The organism is Streptomyces sp. NPDC052682 (assembly GCF_040678435.1).
Lineage (GTDB): Bacteria > Actinomycetota > Actinomycetes > Streptomycetales > Streptomycetaceae > Streptomyces.
In genome coordinates this window covers 105,867-122,291 of the sequence record NZ_JBFATS010000007.1, presented here as the reverse complement: position 1 = coordinate 122,291, position 16,425 = coordinate 105,867, and the positions used below count along the sequence as shown (strand labels likewise).

Genomic DNA, 16,425 nt, shown 5'->3' with positions numbered 1-16,425 from the left:
GCCGGATCGTCGGGTCAATCCGGCCGCCTTCGTCCCTCAGGCCCGCGTCAGGCGCAGCGTCAGGATCTGGAACGGCCGCAGGGAGACCTGCACCCCGCCGTCGCCTGTGACGTCCGCGTCCTCGAGCGGCCGTTCGAGGAGGTCGGTGACCCGCGCGCCCGCGAGCGGGAAGCCGGTGCGCAGCACCCCCCGGGCGCGTCCGCCGCGCGACTCGTAGAGCCGTACGACGACATCGCCCGAGGCGTCGTCCGCGAGCTTGACGGCCTCCACGGTCACGCCCTCGCCGGACACCGAGACGACCGGTTCCGGCTCGCCCGCCGATTCGGCCACCCGCAGCGGCAGGTTGAGGGCGTACCCCTCCGCGACGGCGTCCGCGATGCGCGCGCCGGGCAGCAGGGAGTACGTGAAGTGGTGCCTGCCCTGGTCGGCCTCGGGGTCGGGGATGCGCGGGGCGCGGACCAGGCTGAGGCGGACGGTGGTGGTCGTGCCGCCGTCCTCGCGGACCGTGCGGGTGACGTCGTGGCCGTAGGTGGAGTCGTTGAGGACGGCGACGCCGTAGCCGGGTTCGCCGATGTGCACCCAGCGGTGTCCGGAGACCTCGAAGCGGGCCGCCTCCCAGCTGGTGTTGGTGTGGGTGGGGCGCTGGATGTGGCCGAACTGGATCTCGGCTGAGGAGTGCGCGGCCCGGATGTCCACCGGGAAGCCCGCCTTGAGGATCTTCTCGGTCTCGTGCCAGTCGATCTCGGTCTCGAAGTCGATCCGGGGGCTGCCGGCCCGCACGGTGATCGTCTGGGTGAGGCGCGAGCCCTTGCCGAAGGCCCGCTCGACCCGGATCGCTCCGACCAGCGGGTCCTGCTCGACGACGGTGACGGACTCGGCCTGAAGCAGGTCCGTGTAGCGGTTGCGGTAGTGCTGGTCGATGTCCCAGGCGTCCCAGTAGTTGGGCAGGTCCGTGTGGAGGCGCAGCAGGTTGCCCGGGCCGGCGAGGACTTCGCGGTCGGCCCGCAGGTCGCGGACGGAGGAGAGGGTGCCGTCCTCGGCGACCTCGACGCGGACCAGCCCGTTGTCCAGGACCCGGCCGGTGACCGTGACGGGGGCGGGGGCCTGCGGGGCAGGGCTCAGGAGCGCGCTGCCGCTCGCGGGCACCTCCACGTACACCGGTGCGCCGTCGGGGGTGCGGACCACCTCGGCTCGGGCGTAAGGGCTGGTGTTGAAGACGCGGGGGGCGCCGCCGCCCAGCGCGGTGATCGCCTCGGCCGTCAGCTGCTGCAGTTCCCGCGCCACCCGGGCGTACTCGGCCTCGGCCTCGCGGTGCACCCAGGCGATGGAGGAACCGGGCAGGATGTCGTGGAACTGGTGCAGCAGCACCGTCTTCCACAGCCGGTCGAGCTTGTCGTACGGGTAGCGGTAGCCCGGCGCGTGCAGGGCCGCCGTCGTCGCCCACAGCTCGGCCTCGCGCAGCAGGTGTTCGGAGCGGCGGTTGCCCTGCTTGGTGCGGGCCTGGGAGGTGTAGGTGGCGCGGTGCAGCTCCAGGTAGAGCTCGCCGTTCCAGACGGGGGCGTCCGGGTACTCCTCGCGGGCCTTGGCGAAGAAGGTGTCGGGGTGCTCGATGACGACCTTGGGCGAGCCCTCCAGGTCGGCGAGCCGGCGGGCCCGTTCCATGATCTCGCGGGTGGGGCCGCCCCCGCCGTCGCCCCAGCCGAACGGGGCGAGGGAGCGCGTGCCGGCGCCCTTCTCGGAGTAGTTGCGCACCGCGCGGTCCATCTCCTCGCCGCTGAACCGGGCGTTGTAGGTGTCGACCGGCGGGAAGTGCGTGAAGATGCGGGTGCCGTCGATGCCCTCCCACCAGAAGGTGTGGTGGGGGAACTTGTTGGTCTGGTTCCAGGAGATCTTCTGGGTGAGGAACCACTCGTTGCCGGCGAGCTTGGCCAGCTGGGGGTAGGCGGCGGTGTAGCCGAAGGAGTCCGGCAGCCAGACGCCCCTGGTCTCGATGCCGAAGTGCTCCATGAAGAAGCGCTTGCCGTGGACGAGCTGGCGGGCGAGGGCCTCGCCGCCGGGCAGGTTGCCGTCGGCCTCCACCCACATGCCGCCGACCGGGGCCCACTGGCCCTTCTTCACCGACTCCTGGATGCGGGCCCACACGTGCGGGTAGGTGTCGCGGACCCACTCGTACTGCTGCGCCTGGGAGCAGGCGAAGATGAAGTCGTCGTACTCGTCGGCGAGCGAGGTGACGTTGGAGAAGGTGCGGGACGTCTTGCGCTTGGTCTCGCGGATCGGCCACAGCCAGGCCGAGTCGATGTGCGCGTGCCCGACCCCGGAGATGGTGTGGGCGCTGGCGTGTGCGGGCTTGGCCAGCACCGGCGCGAGCACCTCGCGCACGGCTGGGGCGCTGCCGGAGACGTCGTCGAGGTCGAGGGCGTCCATGGCCCGGTCCAGGGCGTGCAGGATCTCGTGCCGGCGCGGCTCGTGACCACCGAGGTGGACCATGAGCTCGCGCAGCACCTGCAGGTCCAGGTCGAGGTGCCAGACCTGCTCGTCGAGGACGGCGAGGTCGGCGCGCCGGAAGACGTACAGCGGCTTGTCGCCGGCAGTGAGGACGTCGCCCAGCGGTGTCGGCGCGGCGAAGCCGTTCGCCAGGATGTCGGGGTTGGAGGCCGCCTCGACCAGGTAGTCCACCTGCTCGCCGCCGGTTGCCGGGCGGGCGACGGGGACGTACTGGTTGAGCGGGTTGACGGCCTTCAGCGGGGTCCCGTCCGGGCGGTGGACGAGGGCCTCGGCCTGGTTGCCCGGCCAGTCGTCGGTGAAGCCGAGGTCGATGACCGCCTCGACGCGCCGGCCGGCCCACCCGGCGGGCACCTGGCCGCGCATCCGGAACCAGGTCGTGCCCCAGGGCGGGCCCCACGGGGTGTCCATGGCGAAGGGCGTGTAGGGCGCGGCGGCGGCCTCCTCGAAGGGGACCGGCTCGCCCGGTGCCTGCCAGGCCTCGACGGTGAGGGGGACGGTGGCCGAGTAGATCGCGGGCTTGATGCGCTGGTCGTGAAGGCGCTGGACGCGTTGCTCGATCCGGCGGCGTTCGTCGTGCATGGACAGCTCTCCTGACAGGGCTACGTGAGGTAGGCGAGAGAGGGGTGGACGGCGGTGTAGCCGTCGACGAGCCGGCGGGCCACGTGCACGGAGTCGACGAGCGGGTGCAGCGCGAAGGCCTTCACCGCCGTGGTGCGGGAGCCGGACTCGGCGGCGGCGAGCACCTCGCGCTCGACCGCCTTCACCGCGCAGACCAGGCCGGTGGCGTGGCCGGGCAGCGGGTCCACGGTGACCGGGTGGGCACCGTTGGCGTCCACGAGGCAGGGGACCTCGATGACGGCGTCCGTGTCCAGGACCGACAGCGTGCCCTGGTTGCGGACGTTGAGGATCAGGGTGGTGCGCTCGTCGCGGGCGATGGCCCGCATCAGGGCGAGGGCGACCTTCTCGTAGCCGCCGGACAGGTCGTCCTCGTCGCGCTCGCCGGCGCCGGCCGTCTCGCGGTTCTCGGCCATGTAGGTGGCCTCGCGCTCGGCGCGGGTGCGGTTCCACAGGTCCAGGGCGGGGACGCCGGGGTCCTCGACCTGCTCGTAGAAGCGGGCCTGCTGGTCGCGCAGGAACGCGCCGCGGGTCTTCTCGGCCCGCTGGCAGGCGCGGACGGCTTCCCGGTTGAAGTAGTAGTAGTGCAGGTACTCGTTGGGGATCGCGCCGAGCGACCGCAGCCAGTCGGCGCCGAACAGCTTGCCCTCCTCGAAGGAGCCGAGCAGGTCGGGGTCGGCGAGCAGGCGCGGGAGTTCGTCGCGGCCGTCGACGCGCAGGCCGCGCACCCAGCCGAGGTGGTTCAGGCCGACGTAGTCGATGAACGCCTCACGCGGGTCGGCGACCCCGAGCGCGCGGGCGATGCGGCGGCCGAGGCCGACCGGCGAGTCGCAGATGCCGATGACGCGGTCGCCGAGGTGGCGGGACATGGCCTCGGTGACCAGTCCGGCCGGGTTGGTGAAGTTGATGACCCAGGCGTCGGGCGACAGGCGGGCCACCCGGCGGGCGATGTCCACGGCGACCGGGACGGTCCGCAGGCCGTAGGCGATGCCTCCGGCGCCGACCGTCTCCTGGCCGAGGACACCCTCCGCCAGGGCCACCCGCTCGTCGTGGGCCCGGCCTTCCAGGCCGCCGACGCGGATCGCGGAGAACACGAAGTCGGCGTCCGTGAGCGCCTCGTCCAGGTCGGTGGTGGCGGTCACCTCGGGCGCGTCGGGCACCCCGGCGGCCTGTTCGGCCAGGACGCGGGTGACCGCGGAGAGTCTGCGCGCGTCCAGGTCGTGCAGCACGACCCGGGTCACGCGGCCCTCGGCGCGGTCCCCGAGGAGCGCCCCGTACACGAGCGGCACCCGGAACCCGCCGCCGCCCAGAATCGTCAGTTTCACGCCTGCACCTTTCCCACCACGACGACCTCGACACCGGCTTCCTCCAGGGAGGACCGGGTGACCGTGTCGACCGGCTCGTTCGTCACCACCGCGTCCAGGTCCTCGGGACCGCAGACCTTCGCCATGCCCGTGCCCGGGAACTTCGCCGCGTCGGCGAGCAGCACCACCCGGTCGCTCGCCCGGATCATGGCCCGCTTGACCGGCACCTCGACGACCGTGGTGTCCATGACCTGCCCGCCGGGCCGCACCCCGCTGGTGCCGAGGAAGAGCCAGTCGGCGTGCAGCTGGCGCAGGTTGTCCTCGGTGAGGAAGCCGACCAGGGAGCGGTACGCGCGGCGGACCATGCCGCCGAGCAGCACCAGTTCGATGTCCTCGTCGTCGGCGAGTTCCTCGTACACCGCCAGGTTGCTGGTGATCACGGTGAGCCGGCGGCCGTGCAGCCGCCGGGCCAGGCGGTAGGCGGTGGTGCCGATGTCCAGCAGCACCGACTGACCGTCCCTGATCATCTCGGCGGCGCGCTCGGCTAGGGCGTCCTTCTCGGCCACGCGCACCTCGGCGACCTCGGCGAAGGGCTGGTCGCCCTCCTCCACCACGGCCCCGCCGTGCACCCGGGTGAGCAGGCCGTCCTCCTCCAGCCTGACCAGGTCGCGCCGGACGGTGGCCGGACTCACCCCCAGCTGCTCCGACAGATCGGTCACGGACGCGGAACCGCCGGAGCGCAGGACCCGCAGGATGAGTTGGTGTCGCCGTTCTGCCAGCACGACGCGCACACTACTCGTCATCTTCGCTCATGACCATGCGCACTTCTGCGCGACCGTTGACCAATCTCGTCGCGGGGCGCACCGGTGGGTGACCCGCCCGCGGGGCGTACCGCCCTGGTGCACCTGGAGCGCAGCCCCGCCGACTCCCCCCCGTTACCGTTTTTCATGGCTCCGCAATGGGGCCTCCGGTCTTCGGGTCCGGCATGGCTCCATGTGGGGACACGGTGATCGACATCGACGAGACGGGCGTCTTCCTCGGCCTGGACGTCGGCAAGAGCAACCACCACGGCCACGGACTCACCCCGGCCGGGAAGAGAGTCTTCGACAAGGCCCTGCCCAACAGCGAACTCCAACTGCGGGCCGTCTTCGACAAGCTCAGGGCCAAGTTCGGCACCGTCCTGGTGATCGTGGACCAGCCCGCCTCCATCGGTGCCCTGCCGCTGACCGTCGCCCGCGACGCCGGCTGCAAGGTCGCCTACCTGCCCGGACTCGCGATGCGCCGGATCGCCGACCTCTACCCCGGCGAGGCCAAGACCGACGCACGCGACGCGGCCGTCATCGCGGACGCCGCCCGCACCATGCCCCACACCCTGCGCTCTCTCGAACTCGCCGACGAGATCACCGCCGAACTCACCATGCTGGTCGGCTTCGACCAAGACCTGGCCGGCGAGGCCAACCGCACCTCCAACCGCATCCGCGGCCTGCTCACCCAGTTCCACCCCAGCCTCGAACGCGTCCTGGGCCCCCACCTGGACCACCCCGCCATCACCTGGCTGCTGGAGCGCTACGGCTCCCCGGCCGCCCTGCGCAAGGCCGGCCGCCGCAAACTCATCGAGGTCGTCCGGCCCAAAGCGCCCCGCATGGCTCAGCGGCTCGTCGACGACATCTTCGATGCCCTCGAGACGAACAGACCGTAGTCGTTCCCGGCACCAACACCCTGGACATGATCGTTCCGTCGCTGGCCAAGTCGCTGGCCGCCGTCCACGAACAACGCCGGATACTGGAAGCCCAGATCGAGGCCCTGCTGGCAGTCGGGAACCTCGATCCACGGCGAACACGCTCCACGCGGCGGGAACCGACAGCTCAAACGCGCGATGTTCCTCTCCGCGTTCGCAGCCCTCCACGATCCCGCCTCCCGCGACTACTACGACCGCTGCCGAGCCAGAGGCAAAACCCACACCCAGGCCCTCCTCCGCCTGGCCAGACAACGGATCAACGTGCTGTTCGCCGTGCTCAGAGACGGAACCTTCTACGCCCCCCAAGCGACGGTTGCATGAACCAGGCAGGTCAATACAGGTCAGCGCCTTGTGTCGTCTGTCCACGCCGAGATATCTGCGGCAGCCCGCCGGACAGCTTCTTCCTGGTCCCGGGCGAGCTTCGCGCAAGCCGCTGCGACGTCCGGCACACCGTCCGGTCCCACGAGCGCGTCATGCACCCCGGTCTGCAGCCAGTCAGCCTGGTTGTCGTCAGCCTCGGCAACCGCGAGAGCGATGAGCCTTACGGCGGCCACCGACCCCACCCGGGCCAGGGCCTCTGCCGTCTGTCGAGTCACCGCCGTGTCCTCGATGTCCAGCAGCAGCCCCACCAGCGCTTCCGCAGCTTCAGGAACATCAGCGAACGAAGCAAGGTCGCGCCCGGCCCGAACACGTTGCTCCCACGAAGGAGACGACGCCTCAGCCAAGGCCGCCTCCAGCCCACTCATCATCTCTGGCACGACCAGACAGTCTCATGTCCCACGAAGAAGATCGAACCCCGGGTCGAAGCTGCCCACACGCTTGACGAAGAACATAGAGGCACCCCCCGTGTTGTTCGTGATCCGGCGGGTGGCCCCGAGGATGGCCGAGCGGCTGGTCGAGGAGATCTTCGCAGCGTTGGACGAGCAGACGGTCACCGTTCCGGGCACCGAGGCAGCCGGGCTGATCGTCCCGAGCCTGGCCGGATCGCTGACGGCCGTGCTTGACCAGCGCAAGCTCATGGCCGGGTGGATCGAGGAACTCCTGGAGGCACACCCTCTTTCGAAGGTCCTGACGTCCATGCCGGGAATCGGCGTCAGGATCCTGATCGAGGTTGGCGACGGCAGCACTTTCCCGGCCGCCGGCCACCTCGCCGCCTACGCAGGACGCGCGCCGGCGACCCGCAGTTCTGGGTCTTCGATCCGAGGCGAGCAGCCCTCCCGGAGGGGAAACAAGCAGCTCAAACGGGCCTTCTTCCTCTCCGCGTTCGCCGCCTTGGGCGACCCGGCATCGCGGGCCTACTACGACAAGAAGATCGCCCAAGGGAAGCACCACACCCAGGCCCTGCTCTGCCTCGCCCGGCGCCGGGCGGATGTCCTCTTCGCGATGCTCCGCGACGGAACCTTCTACGAACCTCAGCCCGCTGGATCAGCCTGAAGCACCAAGAACGCGTCTGGCCTCGACCCACACGCGCTCGAACTCCTCCGCAGAGATCTCGGCTGCCTGCGGCTGGTCCTGCCAGCCGTCGAGCGCAGCCTCGGCCAAGACACCGTATTGACGTTCATAGCGACCCATCGCCGCGAGATCGGCGTGATCACGCAAGTGCAGCACCTCTTCCAAAGAGGCCGCCGTCACCGGCCGTGAGTCCTTGCCCCGGACCTCAACGTGACGCGCCGCCCAGCCCTCGTCATCGGCCTCGAAATACAGCCACAGATCTTCGTCCTCGTAGTAGGTGCGGAACCAGGTCGTCATGCCCCCATCCTCACTCACCAGCAGCCCGCGCCACCTTGACCGAACAGATAGGGGCACCCCCCGACCACCACGCCTGGTCCGGCCGGCTCCGGGACAGTGACCCGCGGGCCGATCCGTGGTTGCATGCGAATCGCCTCTTCGTCGACGTGAAAGGACCCCGACTCCTGATGAGACGTCAACTCGCCGCCCTGGCCGCGTTACTGGGTGCCCTCGCGCTGGGCTCGGGCACGGCCTCGGCCGCCGGTGAGCCGCACTGGGCCGAGGCCGGCACGGCGTACACCGGCACCCTCGGCGGCGGTCAGGGCCTGGCCAGCCGGGCGGACGGCTCGCTGCTGTACCGCGGACTGGCCTCCATCCCGCTGGAGCTGCGCCTGAAGGGCTGGAACCACATCGGTGACCCGGACATCGCGCGCGGGTACGTCGTCGACGCCTACCAGGGCGCCGACGCCGCCACTTCGAAGATGTTCACGGTGACGACCCCGGCCGGCCGGCGCCTGGAGTACGTCCACCCGCTGAACCCGGGCGAGAAGGTGAACAACTCCTTCGCCGCCGTCTCGCCCGACGGGCAGTGGCTGGTGGCGGGCGAGTGGGGCGAGCAGCGCCGGCTCCAGGTCTTTCCCGCGCCGCTGCTGAACCCGTCCACACCGCAGGCCGGCGGGGAGCTGAAGGAGGCCGGGCAGATCAGCCTCGACCGGCCCGTGCGGGACATCCAGGGCTGCGACTTCGTCACCGACACCCGCCTGGTGTGCGCCTCCAACGACGCCACGGGCACGCTGTTCCCCGACATCCGGCCGCTGCTCCAGGTCGACCTGCCGGGGAGGCTGGACGGACGGCCGGTCACCGGCACGGTGAAGAGCCTGTTCGCACTGCCGCAGCGCAGCGTGTGCACCGGCACCTTCGAGGCGGAGGGCGTCGACTACGACGCCGGCAGCGGCACCCTGCGGACGCAGATGATCCCGCCGGGCGTGTGCGCGGTCAGCACGACGGTGTACTCCTACCGGCAGGTCACGGACTGACCGGTGAGCGGTACGGGGGCCGCGCGACGGGTGGGACGTCGCCGCGGCCCCCGCCGCGTACGCCGGGCGCGGGGCTCAGGCGTAGAACCGCGACAGGCTCTGCAGGACCGCCGCGGGCTTCGCGCCGCCCTCGATCTCGAGGGTGCCGTCGACGGTGATCTGCACCCCGCCCGGCACCTCCTCGACCTCCGCGAGCCGCCCGGCCAGCCGGATGCGGGAGCCGACCTTCACCGGGGCGGGGAAACGGACCTTGTTCAGGCCGTAGTTGACCTTCGTCGTCACACCCTGGACGTCCAGCAGTTCGGTGAACAGCGGGATGAAGAGGGAGAGGGTGAGGTAGCCGTGCGCGATGGGCGCGCCGAACGGGCCGTCCTTGGCGCGCTCGGGGTCCACGTGGATCCACTGGTGGTCGCCCGTGGCGTCGGCGAACGTGTCGATGCGCTCCTGCGTGACCTCGATCCACTCGCTGGTGCCCAGGTCGCTGCCCGCGAGCTTCTTCAGTTCGTCGAGGCCGTTCACGGTGATGCTCATGCGATTCCTTACCTGTTGCCGTACCGGGTACGGACTCGGGACTTGAGGAGCTTTCCTGAGGCGGTGCGCGGGAGTTCGTCCGCGAGCACCACCGACTTGGGGATCTTGTACTTGGCGAGCCGGCCGGCCAGGGAGGCGAGCACCTCGTCGGGGTCGAGCGAGGCGCCCTCACGCGGGACGACGACCGCGCGCGGCACCTCGCCCCACTTGTCGTCGGGCACGCCGATGACCGCGCACTCGACGATGTCCGGGTGGGCGAGGAGCTGGTCCTCGATCTCGGCGGGGTAGATGTTCTCGCCGCCCGAGATGATCATGTCCTTGATGCGGTCGACGATGAACACGTAGCCGTCTTCGTCGACCTGGGCCGCGTCCCCGCTGCGGAACCAGCCGTCGGCGAACGAGGCGGCCGTCTCCTCGGGCAGCCCCCAGTAGCCGGGCATGACGTGCGGCCCGCGCACGACGACCTCGCCCACCTCCCCGACGTCGACGGGTGTCAGGTCCGGCCGCACCACCCGTACGTCGCTGAAGAAGTGCGGTACGCCGGCCGAGCCCGCCTTGCGCACGGCGTGCTCGGCGTCCAGGAACAGCGTGCCGGGCGCGGCCTCGGTCATGCCGTAGCCCTGGAGGAAGGTCAGACCGCGCTCCTGGTAGGCGGCGATGAGCGGGGTGGGGACCGGGGAGCCGCCGCAGGTGAGCAGGCGCAGGGACGACAGGTCGGCGTCCTTCCAGCGCGGATGCCGGGCCACCTGGTCGAACATCGTCGGCACCCCGAACATGAAGGTGATCCGGTGCCGTTCGATCAGGTCGAAGGTGGCCTCCGGGTCGAACGCCTCGACCAGCACGCAGGTGCCGCCCTTGAGCAGCACCGGCAGGGTCAGCATGTTCAGGCCGGCGGTGTGGAACAGCGGGGCGGAGACCAAGGCGCGCTCGTCGGCGATCAGGTCGGTGTCGACCAGGACGTTGACCGCGTTCCAGGTGATGTTGCCGTGGGTGAGCATCGCGCCCTTGGGGCGGCCGGTCGTGCCCGAGGTGTACATGATGATGCAGGTGTCGTCGGGACCGACCGGTTCGTCGATCGGCTCCTGGGACGCCTCGGCGACGGCCCGCTCGTACTCGGCCCCCACCTCGAGGTACGCCCGTACGTCCGTGCTGCCCGGCAGCCCGGCGACGAGCCCGGCGTGGGAGGGGGCGTACACCAGCGCCTTGGCGCCGGAGTCCGCGAGCTGGTAGGCGATCTCCGGGCCGGCGAGGCGGGTGTTGAGCGGGACGAAGACCGCGCCGAGCGTGCCGGCGGCGAACAGGGTCTCCAGGTAGGTGGGGTGGTTCGGGCCGAGGTAGGCGATCCGGTCGCCGCGTCGTACGCCCCGTTCCCGCAGGGCGTGGGCGAGGCGGGTGGTGCGGTCGTACAGCGTGGCGTAGTCGGCGGACGTCTCGCCGTGGATCAGGGCGGTGCGGTGGGGGGTCTTGCGGGCCCGGCGGGCGGGCCACGACCCCAGTCCCTCGTTGCGCATCGTCGCGCCCCTTTACGGTGTCGTCAGCCCGAGCAGGCGGGCGGCGTTCTCCTTGAGGATCCTCGGCCGCACCTCGTCCTTGATCGGCAGCTTCTCGAAGTCGGCGAGCCAGCGGTCGGGGGTGAGGACGGGGAAGTCGGAGCCGAAGAGGACCTTGTCCTTCAGCAGTGTGTTGGCGTACTGCACCAGCTGCGGCGGAAAGTACTTCGGCGACCAGCCGGACAGGTCGATGTACACGCCCGGCTTGTGTGGCGACGGCGAGGGCCTCGTCCTGCCAGGGGAAGGACGGGTGCGCCAGGATGATCTTCAGGTGCGGGAAGTCGGCGGCCACGTCGTCCACGTGCAGGGGGTTGGAGTACTTCAGCCGGATACCGCCCCCGCCGGGGACCCCGGCGCCGATGCCGGTCTGGCCGGTGTGGAAGAGGGCGATCGTGCCGGTCTCCTCGATGACCTCGTAGAGGTCGTACGCCACCGAGCGGTCGTTGGGGAAGAAGCCCTGGATGCTGGGGTGGAACTTGAAGCCCTTCACCCCGTACTCCTCCACCAGGCGCCGGGCCTGCCTGACTCCCGCCCTGCCCCGGAAGGGGTCGATGGAGGCGAAGGGGATCAGCACGTCCGCGTTGGCGGCGGCGGCCTCGGCGACCTCCTCGTTGGGGACCGGCCGGGTGCCGGTGGCGGACTCGGCGTCCACCGTGAAGATCACGGCGGCCATGTTCCGCTCGCGGTAGTAGGCCGCGGTCTCCTCCAGCGTCGGCTTCCGCTTGCCCTCGACCTTGAAGTAGGCGGAGGAGGCGTCGTGCAGGTCGTCGTCGAGCGAGGAGTGGCCCTTGGAGGACACCTCCGCGTGGGTGTGGACGTCGATGGCGACCAGGTTGTCGATGTCCATCAGGCCTCCGGCAGCTTCGGCGCGGGGATGCCGACCGTCTGCGGTTCGGCGCCGACCGAGGTGGGGAAGGCGTCGGCCAGGGCGTCGGGGGTCCAGCCGCCGTCGGCGTACGCCGCCCTGATCTCCTGCGGATGCGACCAGAGTGCCACCTTGTCGCCGCCGATGCCGATGCACTGGCCGGTCACGTCCCGCGCCCGCTCGGAGGCGAGGAAGGGGACCAGGGCCGCGCAGTCCTCGGGGGTGCCGAAGCCCTCGCCCTTGCGCAGGAAGTCCGGCAGCGACTCGCCGTTGCGCAGGGCCTCGACGTACGGGGCGAAGGCGGGGATGGTCTCGGTCATCGCGGTGGCGGCGACCGGGATGATCGCGTTGACGGTGACGCGGGCGCGGGCCAGCTCCATCGACCAGGTGCGGGCCATCGCGGCGATGCCGGCCTTGGCGGCGGCGTAGTTCGTCTGGCCGAAGTTGCCGCGCTGCCCGGCCGGCGAGCCGACCAGGATCAGCGTGCCGCCCTCGCCCTGCTCGCGCATCCGCACGGCGGCGGCGCGCGCGCAGGTGAAGGTGCCCCTGAGGTGGGTGGTGAGCACCGCGTCGAAGTCGTCGTCGGTCATCTTCCACAGCACCTTGTCGCGCAGGATGCCCGCATTGGTGACCAGGATGTCCAGGCGCCCGAACTCCGTAACCGCCCGGTTCACCAGCCGGTCGGCGGCCTCGGAGGTGCCGACCGGCACGACCTCGGCGACGGCGGTGCCGCCCGCCTCGGTGAGGGACTTCACGGCCGCCTCGGCCACGGCCTCGTCGACGTCGTTGACGACCACGGACGCGCCGTGGGCGGCCAGGGCCTGGGCGTAGGCGAGGCCGAGGCCGCGGCCGCTGCCGGTGACGACGGCGGCCTTACCGGTGAGATCGATGCTGGGCACGGTGCGGTCCCTTCACGCAGGGTCGGGTGGTGCGGATTCCGAGATCGAAGCTAAGAGCAATAATTGGTGACGTCAATAGTTGTTGCGGACCGGGTGGCTGCGCCAGACTGGACCCAGCACCAGCGACCGCCGCACGACCAGGGAGTCCGCCATCGCCCGCCAGCCGCACCCGACGAGTCCGACCGCCGCTCCGATCGACGCGCACGAGCCCTGGATGCGGGAGCTGCACGCCGACACGGGCTATCTGCTGTACCGCCTGGGCCTGCGCTCCGGGCAGCTGTTCAACGCCACCCTCCAGCAGTCCGGCCTGCGGCTGCGCCACTACGCGCTGCTGCGCTTCCTCGCCACCGCCGAGGGCGCCCTGCAGCGCGAGCTGAGCGCCCGGCTCGGCTACGACCCGAGCGCGATCGTCGGCCTGGTCGACGACCTGGAGAAGCTCCGGCTCGCCCAGCGCCGCCCCTCCCCCGACGACCGCCGCAGCCGGATCGTCGTCCTGACCGAGGCGGGCCGGGCCTTCCTGCGCGACACGGACGAGGCCGGGCAACGGGTCACCGACGAGCTGCTCGCCCCGCTGGACCCGGCCGAGCGCGCCACGCTGCACGCGCTGCTGCTACGGGTCGCCGAGGACGGATTGAGCTGATGCCCGCGGGCACCCCCACCGCGCCCGACCGGCTGCTGGCCGTGCTCGCCGCCTTCGACCACGAGCACCCGGCCCTGTCGCTGACGGACATCAGCCGCCGGGCCGGGCTCAGCCTGACGACCGCGCACCGCCTGGTCGGCGCGCTCGCGCGGTGGGGCGCGCTGGAGCGGGACCCCTCCGGCGTCTACCACGTCGGGCTGCGGCTGTGGGAGGTCGCGGCGCTCGCCCCGCGCGGCCTGGCGCTGCGGCAGCTGGCCCTGCCGTACCTGGAGGACCTGTACGAGGCGACGCACGAGAACGTGCAGCTGGCCGTGCGCGACGGGCGCGAGGTCGTCTACATCGAGTGGCTGTCGGGGCGGTCGGCGGTCGGGGTGCACATCCGGGTCGGCGCGCGCTGGCCGCTGCACGCGACCGGGGTCGGCCTCGCGCTGCTGGCGCACGGCGAGCCGGAGGTGCAGGAGGAGTACTGCGCGGGCCCGCTCGCGTCCTTCACCCCGTACACCCTCACCGATCCGGTGCGGCTGCGCCGGGTGCTGGCCGAAGTGCGGCGTACCGGGGTGGCGGTGAGCGACCGTCAGGTCACCGAGGACGCGCTCTCGGTGGCGGCTCCGGTCCGCGGGCCGGGCGGGTCGGTGGTCGCCGCCGTGTCCGTCGTGGTGCCCCAGGCCGGCGCGCAGGTGCCGGCGCTCGTCCCGGCCGTACGGCTCGCGGCGCGGGGGATCTCACGGGCGCTGGGCTGGCAGCCGGAGCGCGTCTGAGCTACTCGTTCGACCGGACGACCGGTTCGGCGACGGGCACGGTCGGTGCCGGCGCCCAGGTCGACCGGACGAGCTGGAACGTTCTCATCATCCGGGTCCCGTCCGAAGCCGCAGCAGCGGACGAGACCGCCGACGCCTGCGAGCCGCCGAGTCCGGGCTCGGGGCGAGACGTCCGTCCGGCCGACGAGGCCGACGAGGCGCCGGCCGCCGGAGTGGGCCGCTTCATCCACGGCGGCGGTGAAGCAGCGGCTCACGCCGCCCTCGCGGTCGCCGATGCGTGGAGAGCACGGGCCTTGCCGCGGGATCGGGAGACTTCCTCACCGCGGACTCCGCCAGCCGGCCTTCGATGCCGGGCGTGCATACCACCAGCGCGCCGCCCCGACTGCCGCTCCAGTGCATCTTTGCCCCACAAGTCCGTTGCAATTTCAATGAATTGAGGTACTGTCAGCGACGGAACCGGATCTACAGCTTCCATTCGTTCCTCTTCCCCAAAGGGTGACGTATGCACAGAGCACGACGAGTGCTGCTCCGGCTGGCGACGGGTTTGACAGCCCTTGCGACGCTGAGCGGCATCGCTACCACCGCTTCCGCCTCCCCCCACGACCCGTCCCGGACCGGGACACGGCAGTACAGCGCGGACGACGACTTCACAGCCGTCTGGTCCCGCGCGGACGCCCTCAAACTCCGGCAGGACAAGACCAACACAGCTCCTCGCGTGTCGCCCGACTTCCCGGTGATGACCGACAAGGTGTGGGTGTGGGACACCTGGCCGCTCACCAGGCTCAACACCCAGACCGCCACCTACAAGGGCTGGCACGTCATCTTCTCGCTGACGGCTCCGCGCTCGGTGCCGTTCGGTGACCGGCACTGGTACGCGAAGATCGGCTACTTCTACTCGCGTGACGCCAAGAGCTGGAAGTACGGCGGCGACCTGTTCCAGCCCGGCACCTCGTTCGGCTCGCGTGAGTGGGCCGGCTCGGCGGCGCTCGTCGGCGACAAGGTGTACTCCTTCTACACCGCCTCCGGGCGCGACAACGGCGGGGTCGACCCCAACGACGCCCTGCAGCGTCTGGCGCAGGCGACCGGCAAGATCCACGCGGACAGGAACCGCGTGTGGTTCACCGGCTTCCGGGACCACCGCATCATCGCCCAGGCCGACGGCAAGCTGTACCAGACCCTCGAACAGTCGCAGCAAGGCCCGATCATCTACGCCTTCCGTGACCCGTTCGTCTTCCGCGACCCGCGGGACCGCAAGATCCACCTGCTGTTCGAGGGCAACACGGGCGGCACCGCGGGCACGTACCAGTGCACCAAGCGTGACATCGGTGACGTCCCGGCCGGCCACGAGGTGCCGGCAGACGCGAAGTACTACACGGGCAACATCGGGCTGGCCACGGCCGACGGCGACAGCATGCGGAACTGGAAGCTCCAGCCCCCGCTGCTCTCGGCCAACTGCGTCAACCAGCAGACCGAACGGCCGCACCTGGTCATCCGCGGCGGCAAGTACTACCTGTTCACGATCAGCCACAAGTTCACGTTCGCGCCGGGGCTGAGCGGCTGGGACGGCCTCTACGGCTTCGTCGGACCGGCGCTGCGCAGCGACTACCGGCCGCTCAACGGCAGCGCGCTGGTCCTCGGCAACCCCGAGGACGCCCCCACACAGCAGTACTCGCACTACGTGATGCCCAACGGACTGGTGGAGAGTTTCATCGACACGGTCCCGACCCCCGACGGCGGGACCCGCTTCGGCGGCACCCTCGCACGCACGCTCGTGCTGGCCCTCAAGGGCGACCGGACGAGGCTGGTCGGCCAGTTGGGCTACGGCTTCATCCCGTAAAACAGCCTGAGTCGAGCAGCCATCCGATCCCACCACGTCAACCGTGGGTGGTGGCGGGTGACCACTCGGCGAAGCACGAAGCCATGCGCTTGCGGGCGCCCTGGACCCGCTGCGGGTGACACGCAGCGGGTCCTGTCGGGCGATCTTCCGGCTGTACCCGCATGAGGGACAGGCCGACGGGCGATGCCCGGGGACTTGCTCACTGGCCCGGCGAGGCACGTGCCGGGAGACACCCCTGTCCCGAGGGCCACCGAAGCTGGTGAAGAAGGCCGCCACCACACCTTCATGGGGTGAACTCCCCGTCTTCTCAAGCACTTTGTTCTGCTTCACCTCTTGACGACCGCAGGGGCGCGGAGCACATTGGCGACACTTCTGAGAGCGCTCTCATACTCCCCGGAGGCGCGCTCGAAGCCACCCG

General features: G+C 70.9%; 12 protein-coding genes and 3 pseudogenes. 6 read left to right on the top strand and 9 right to left on the bottom strand.

The window, feature by feature from the left end; translation table 11 throughout:
• Nucleotides 1-36: 36 nt before the first annotated feature.
• From AB0K80_RS12875 to AB0K80_RS12865, 3 genes are read right to left on the bottom strand one after another with little or no spacing between them, the layout of a single operon-like run.
• Entirely contained in the window at nt 37-3,084 is a 3,048-nt protein-coding gene (locus AB0K80_RS12875; protein WP_365668759.1) for a glycoside hydrolase family 38 C-terminal domain-containing protein, read from the bottom strand.
• Between the two features lie 20 nt (nt 3,085-3,104).
• Nucleotides 3,105-4,445, bottom strand: coding sequence for a 6-phospho-beta-glucosidase (locus AB0K80_RS12870; protein WP_365668758.1), 1,341 nt, complete (start codon nt 4,443-4,445; stop codon nt 3,105-3,107).
• Nucleotides 4,442-5,206, bottom strand: coding sequence for a DeoR/GlpR family DNA-binding transcription regulator (locus tag AB0K80_RS12865; RefSeq protein WP_365669154.1), 765 nt, complete (start codon nt 5,204-5,206; stop codon nt 4,442-4,444). Before AB0K80_RS12865 ends, AB0K80_RS12870 begins: the two co-directional genes overlap by 4 nt.
• A 224-nt stretch (nt 5,207-5,430) precedes the next feature.
• On the opposite strand from AB0K80_RS12865, the pseudogene AB0K80_RS12860 reads away from it, so the two are divergent.
• Nucleotides 5,431-6,483 (top strand): annotated as a pseudogene (locus AB0K80_RS12860) (transposase).
• Between the two features lie 20 nt (nt 6,484-6,503).
• Here the strand turns inward: AB0K80_RS12860 and AB0K80_RS12855 are convergent.
• Nucleotides 6,504-6,911 (bottom strand): HEAT repeat domain-containing protein, encoded by a 408-nt coding sequence (locus tag AB0K80_RS12855; protein WP_365669152.1) that lies wholly within the window; start codon nt 6,909-6,911, stop codon nt 6,504-6,506.
• 109 nt (nt 6,912-7,020) lie between these two features.
• On the opposite strand from AB0K80_RS12855, the pseudogene AB0K80_RS12850 reads away from it, so the two are divergent.
• Nucleotides 7,021-7,596 (top strand): annotated as a pseudogene (locus AB0K80_RS12850) (transposase); the annotation flags it as partial.
• Here the strand turns inward: AB0K80_RS12850 and AB0K80_RS12845 are convergent.
• Entirely contained in the window at nt 7,588-7,911 is a 324-nt protein-coding gene (locus AB0K80_RS12845; RefSeq protein ID WP_365668756.1) for a hypothetical protein, read from the bottom strand. The pseudogene AB0K80_RS12850 and the gene AB0K80_RS12845 sit on opposite strands and share 9 nt — an antisense overlap.
• A gap of 167 nt (nt 7,912-8,078) precedes the next feature.
• Here AB0K80_RS12845 and AB0K80_RS12840 point away from each other — a divergent pair, with 167 nt between their 5' ends.
• Complete coding sequence (locus AB0K80_RS12840) at nt 8,079-8,927, top strand: hypothetical protein (RefSeq protein WP_365668754.1); 849 nt, start codon at nt 8,079-8,081, stop codon at nt 8,925-8,927.
• A 75-nt stretch (nt 8,928-9,002) separates the two neighbouring features.
• Here AB0K80_RS12840 and AB0K80_RS12835 read toward each other — a convergent pair whose 3' ends face one another.
• The 4 genes and pseudogenes from AB0K80_RS12835 to AB0K80_RS12820 all read right to left on the bottom strand — a co-directional run bounded on the left by AB0K80_RS12835 (nt 9,003) and on the right by AB0K80_RS12820 (nt 12,772).
• Nucleotides 9,003-9,458: a MaoC family dehydratase gene (locus AB0K80_RS12835; RefSeq protein ID WP_365668752.1), complete on the bottom strand. Its 456-nt coding sequence runs from the start codon at nt 9,456-9,458 to the stop codon at nt 9,003-9,005.
• 8 nt (nt 9,459-9,466) lie between these two features.
• Nucleotides 9,467-10,969, bottom strand: a complete 1,503-nt coding sequence (locus tag AB0K80_RS12830) for a long-chain fatty acid--CoA ligase (RefSeq protein ID WP_365668750.1) — start codon at nt 10,967-10,969, stop codon at nt 9,467-9,469.
• A gap of 12 nt (nt 10,970-10,981) precedes the next feature.
• Nucleotides 10,982-11,855 (bottom strand): annotated as a pseudogene (locus AB0K80_RS12825) (amidohydrolase family protein).
• Nucleotides 11,855-12,772 (bottom strand): SDR family oxidoreductase, encoded by a 918-nt coding sequence (locus tag AB0K80_RS12820; protein ID WP_365668749.1) that lies wholly within the window; start codon nt 12,770-12,772, stop codon nt 11,855-11,857. The pseudogene AB0K80_RS12825 and the gene AB0K80_RS12820 overlap by 1 nt, the downstream one beginning before the upstream one ends.
• A 214-nt stretch (nt 12,773-12,986) precedes the next feature.
• Between AB0K80_RS12820 and AB0K80_RS12815 the strand changes: the two genes are divergently transcribed.
• The 3 genes from AB0K80_RS12815 to AB0K80_RS12805 all read left to right on the top strand — a co-directional run bounded on the left by AB0K80_RS12815 (nt 12,987) and on the right by AB0K80_RS12805 (nt 16,007).
• A complete protein-coding gene (locus AB0K80_RS12815; protein ID WP_365669150.1) occupies nt 12,987-13,412 on the top strand; it encodes a MarR family transcriptional regulator in 426 nt (141 codons plus the stop codon).
• Entirely contained in the window at nt 13,412-14,170 is a 759-nt protein-coding gene (locus AB0K80_RS12810) for an IclR family transcriptional regulator (RefSeq protein WP_365668747.1), read from the top strand. The genes AB0K80_RS12815 and AB0K80_RS12810 overlap by 1 nt, the downstream gene beginning before the upstream one ends.
• A gap of 502 nt (nt 14,171-14,672) precedes the next feature.
• A complete protein-coding gene (locus tag AB0K80_RS12805; protein WP_365668745.1) occupies nt 14,673-16,007 on the top strand; it encodes a glycoside hydrolase family 68 protein in 1,335 nt (444 codons plus the stop codon).
• Nucleotides 16,008-16,425: the final 418 nt, after the last annotated feature.

Excerpts from the sequence above, each read along its gene's own strand:
- AB0K80_RS12875 (WP_365668759.1), bottom strand. The coding sequence starts at position 3,084 with ATGCACGACGAACGCCGCCGGATCGAGCAACGCGTCCAGCGCCTTCAC.
- AB0K80_RS12855 (WP_365669152.1), bottom strand. The coding sequence starts at position 6,911 with ATGATGAGTGGGCTGGAGGCGGCCTTGGCTGAGGCGTCGTCTCCTTCG.
- AB0K80_RS12845 (WP_365668756.1), bottom strand. The coding sequence starts at position 7,911 with ATGACGACCTGGTTCCGCACCTACTACGAGGACGAAGATCTGTGGCTG.
- AB0K80_RS12840 (WP_365668754.1), top strand. The coding sequence starts at position 8,079 with ATGAGACGTCAACTCGCCGCCCTGGCCGCGTTACTGGGTGCCCTCGCG.
- AB0K80_RS12835 (WP_365668752.1), bottom strand. The coding sequence starts at position 9,458 with ATGAGCATCACCGTGAACGGCCTCGACGAACTGAAGAAGCTCGCGGGC.
- AB0K80_RS12830 (WP_365668750.1), bottom strand. The coding sequence starts at position 10,969 with ATGCGCAACGAGGGACTGGGGTCGTGGCCCGCCCGCCGGGCCCGCAAG.
- AB0K80_RS12815 (WP_365669150.1), top strand. The coding sequence starts at position 12,987 with ATGCGGGAGCTGCACGCCGACACGGGCTATCTGCTGTACCGCCTGGGC.
- AB0K80_RS12810 (WP_365668747.1), top strand. The coding sequence starts at position 13,412 with ATGCCCGCGGGCACCCCCACCGCGCCCGACCGGCTGCTGGCCGTGCTC.
- AB0K80_RS12805 (WP_365668745.1), top strand. The coding sequence starts at position 14,673 with ATGCACAGAGCACGACGAGTGCTGCTCCGGCTGGCGACGGGTTTGACA.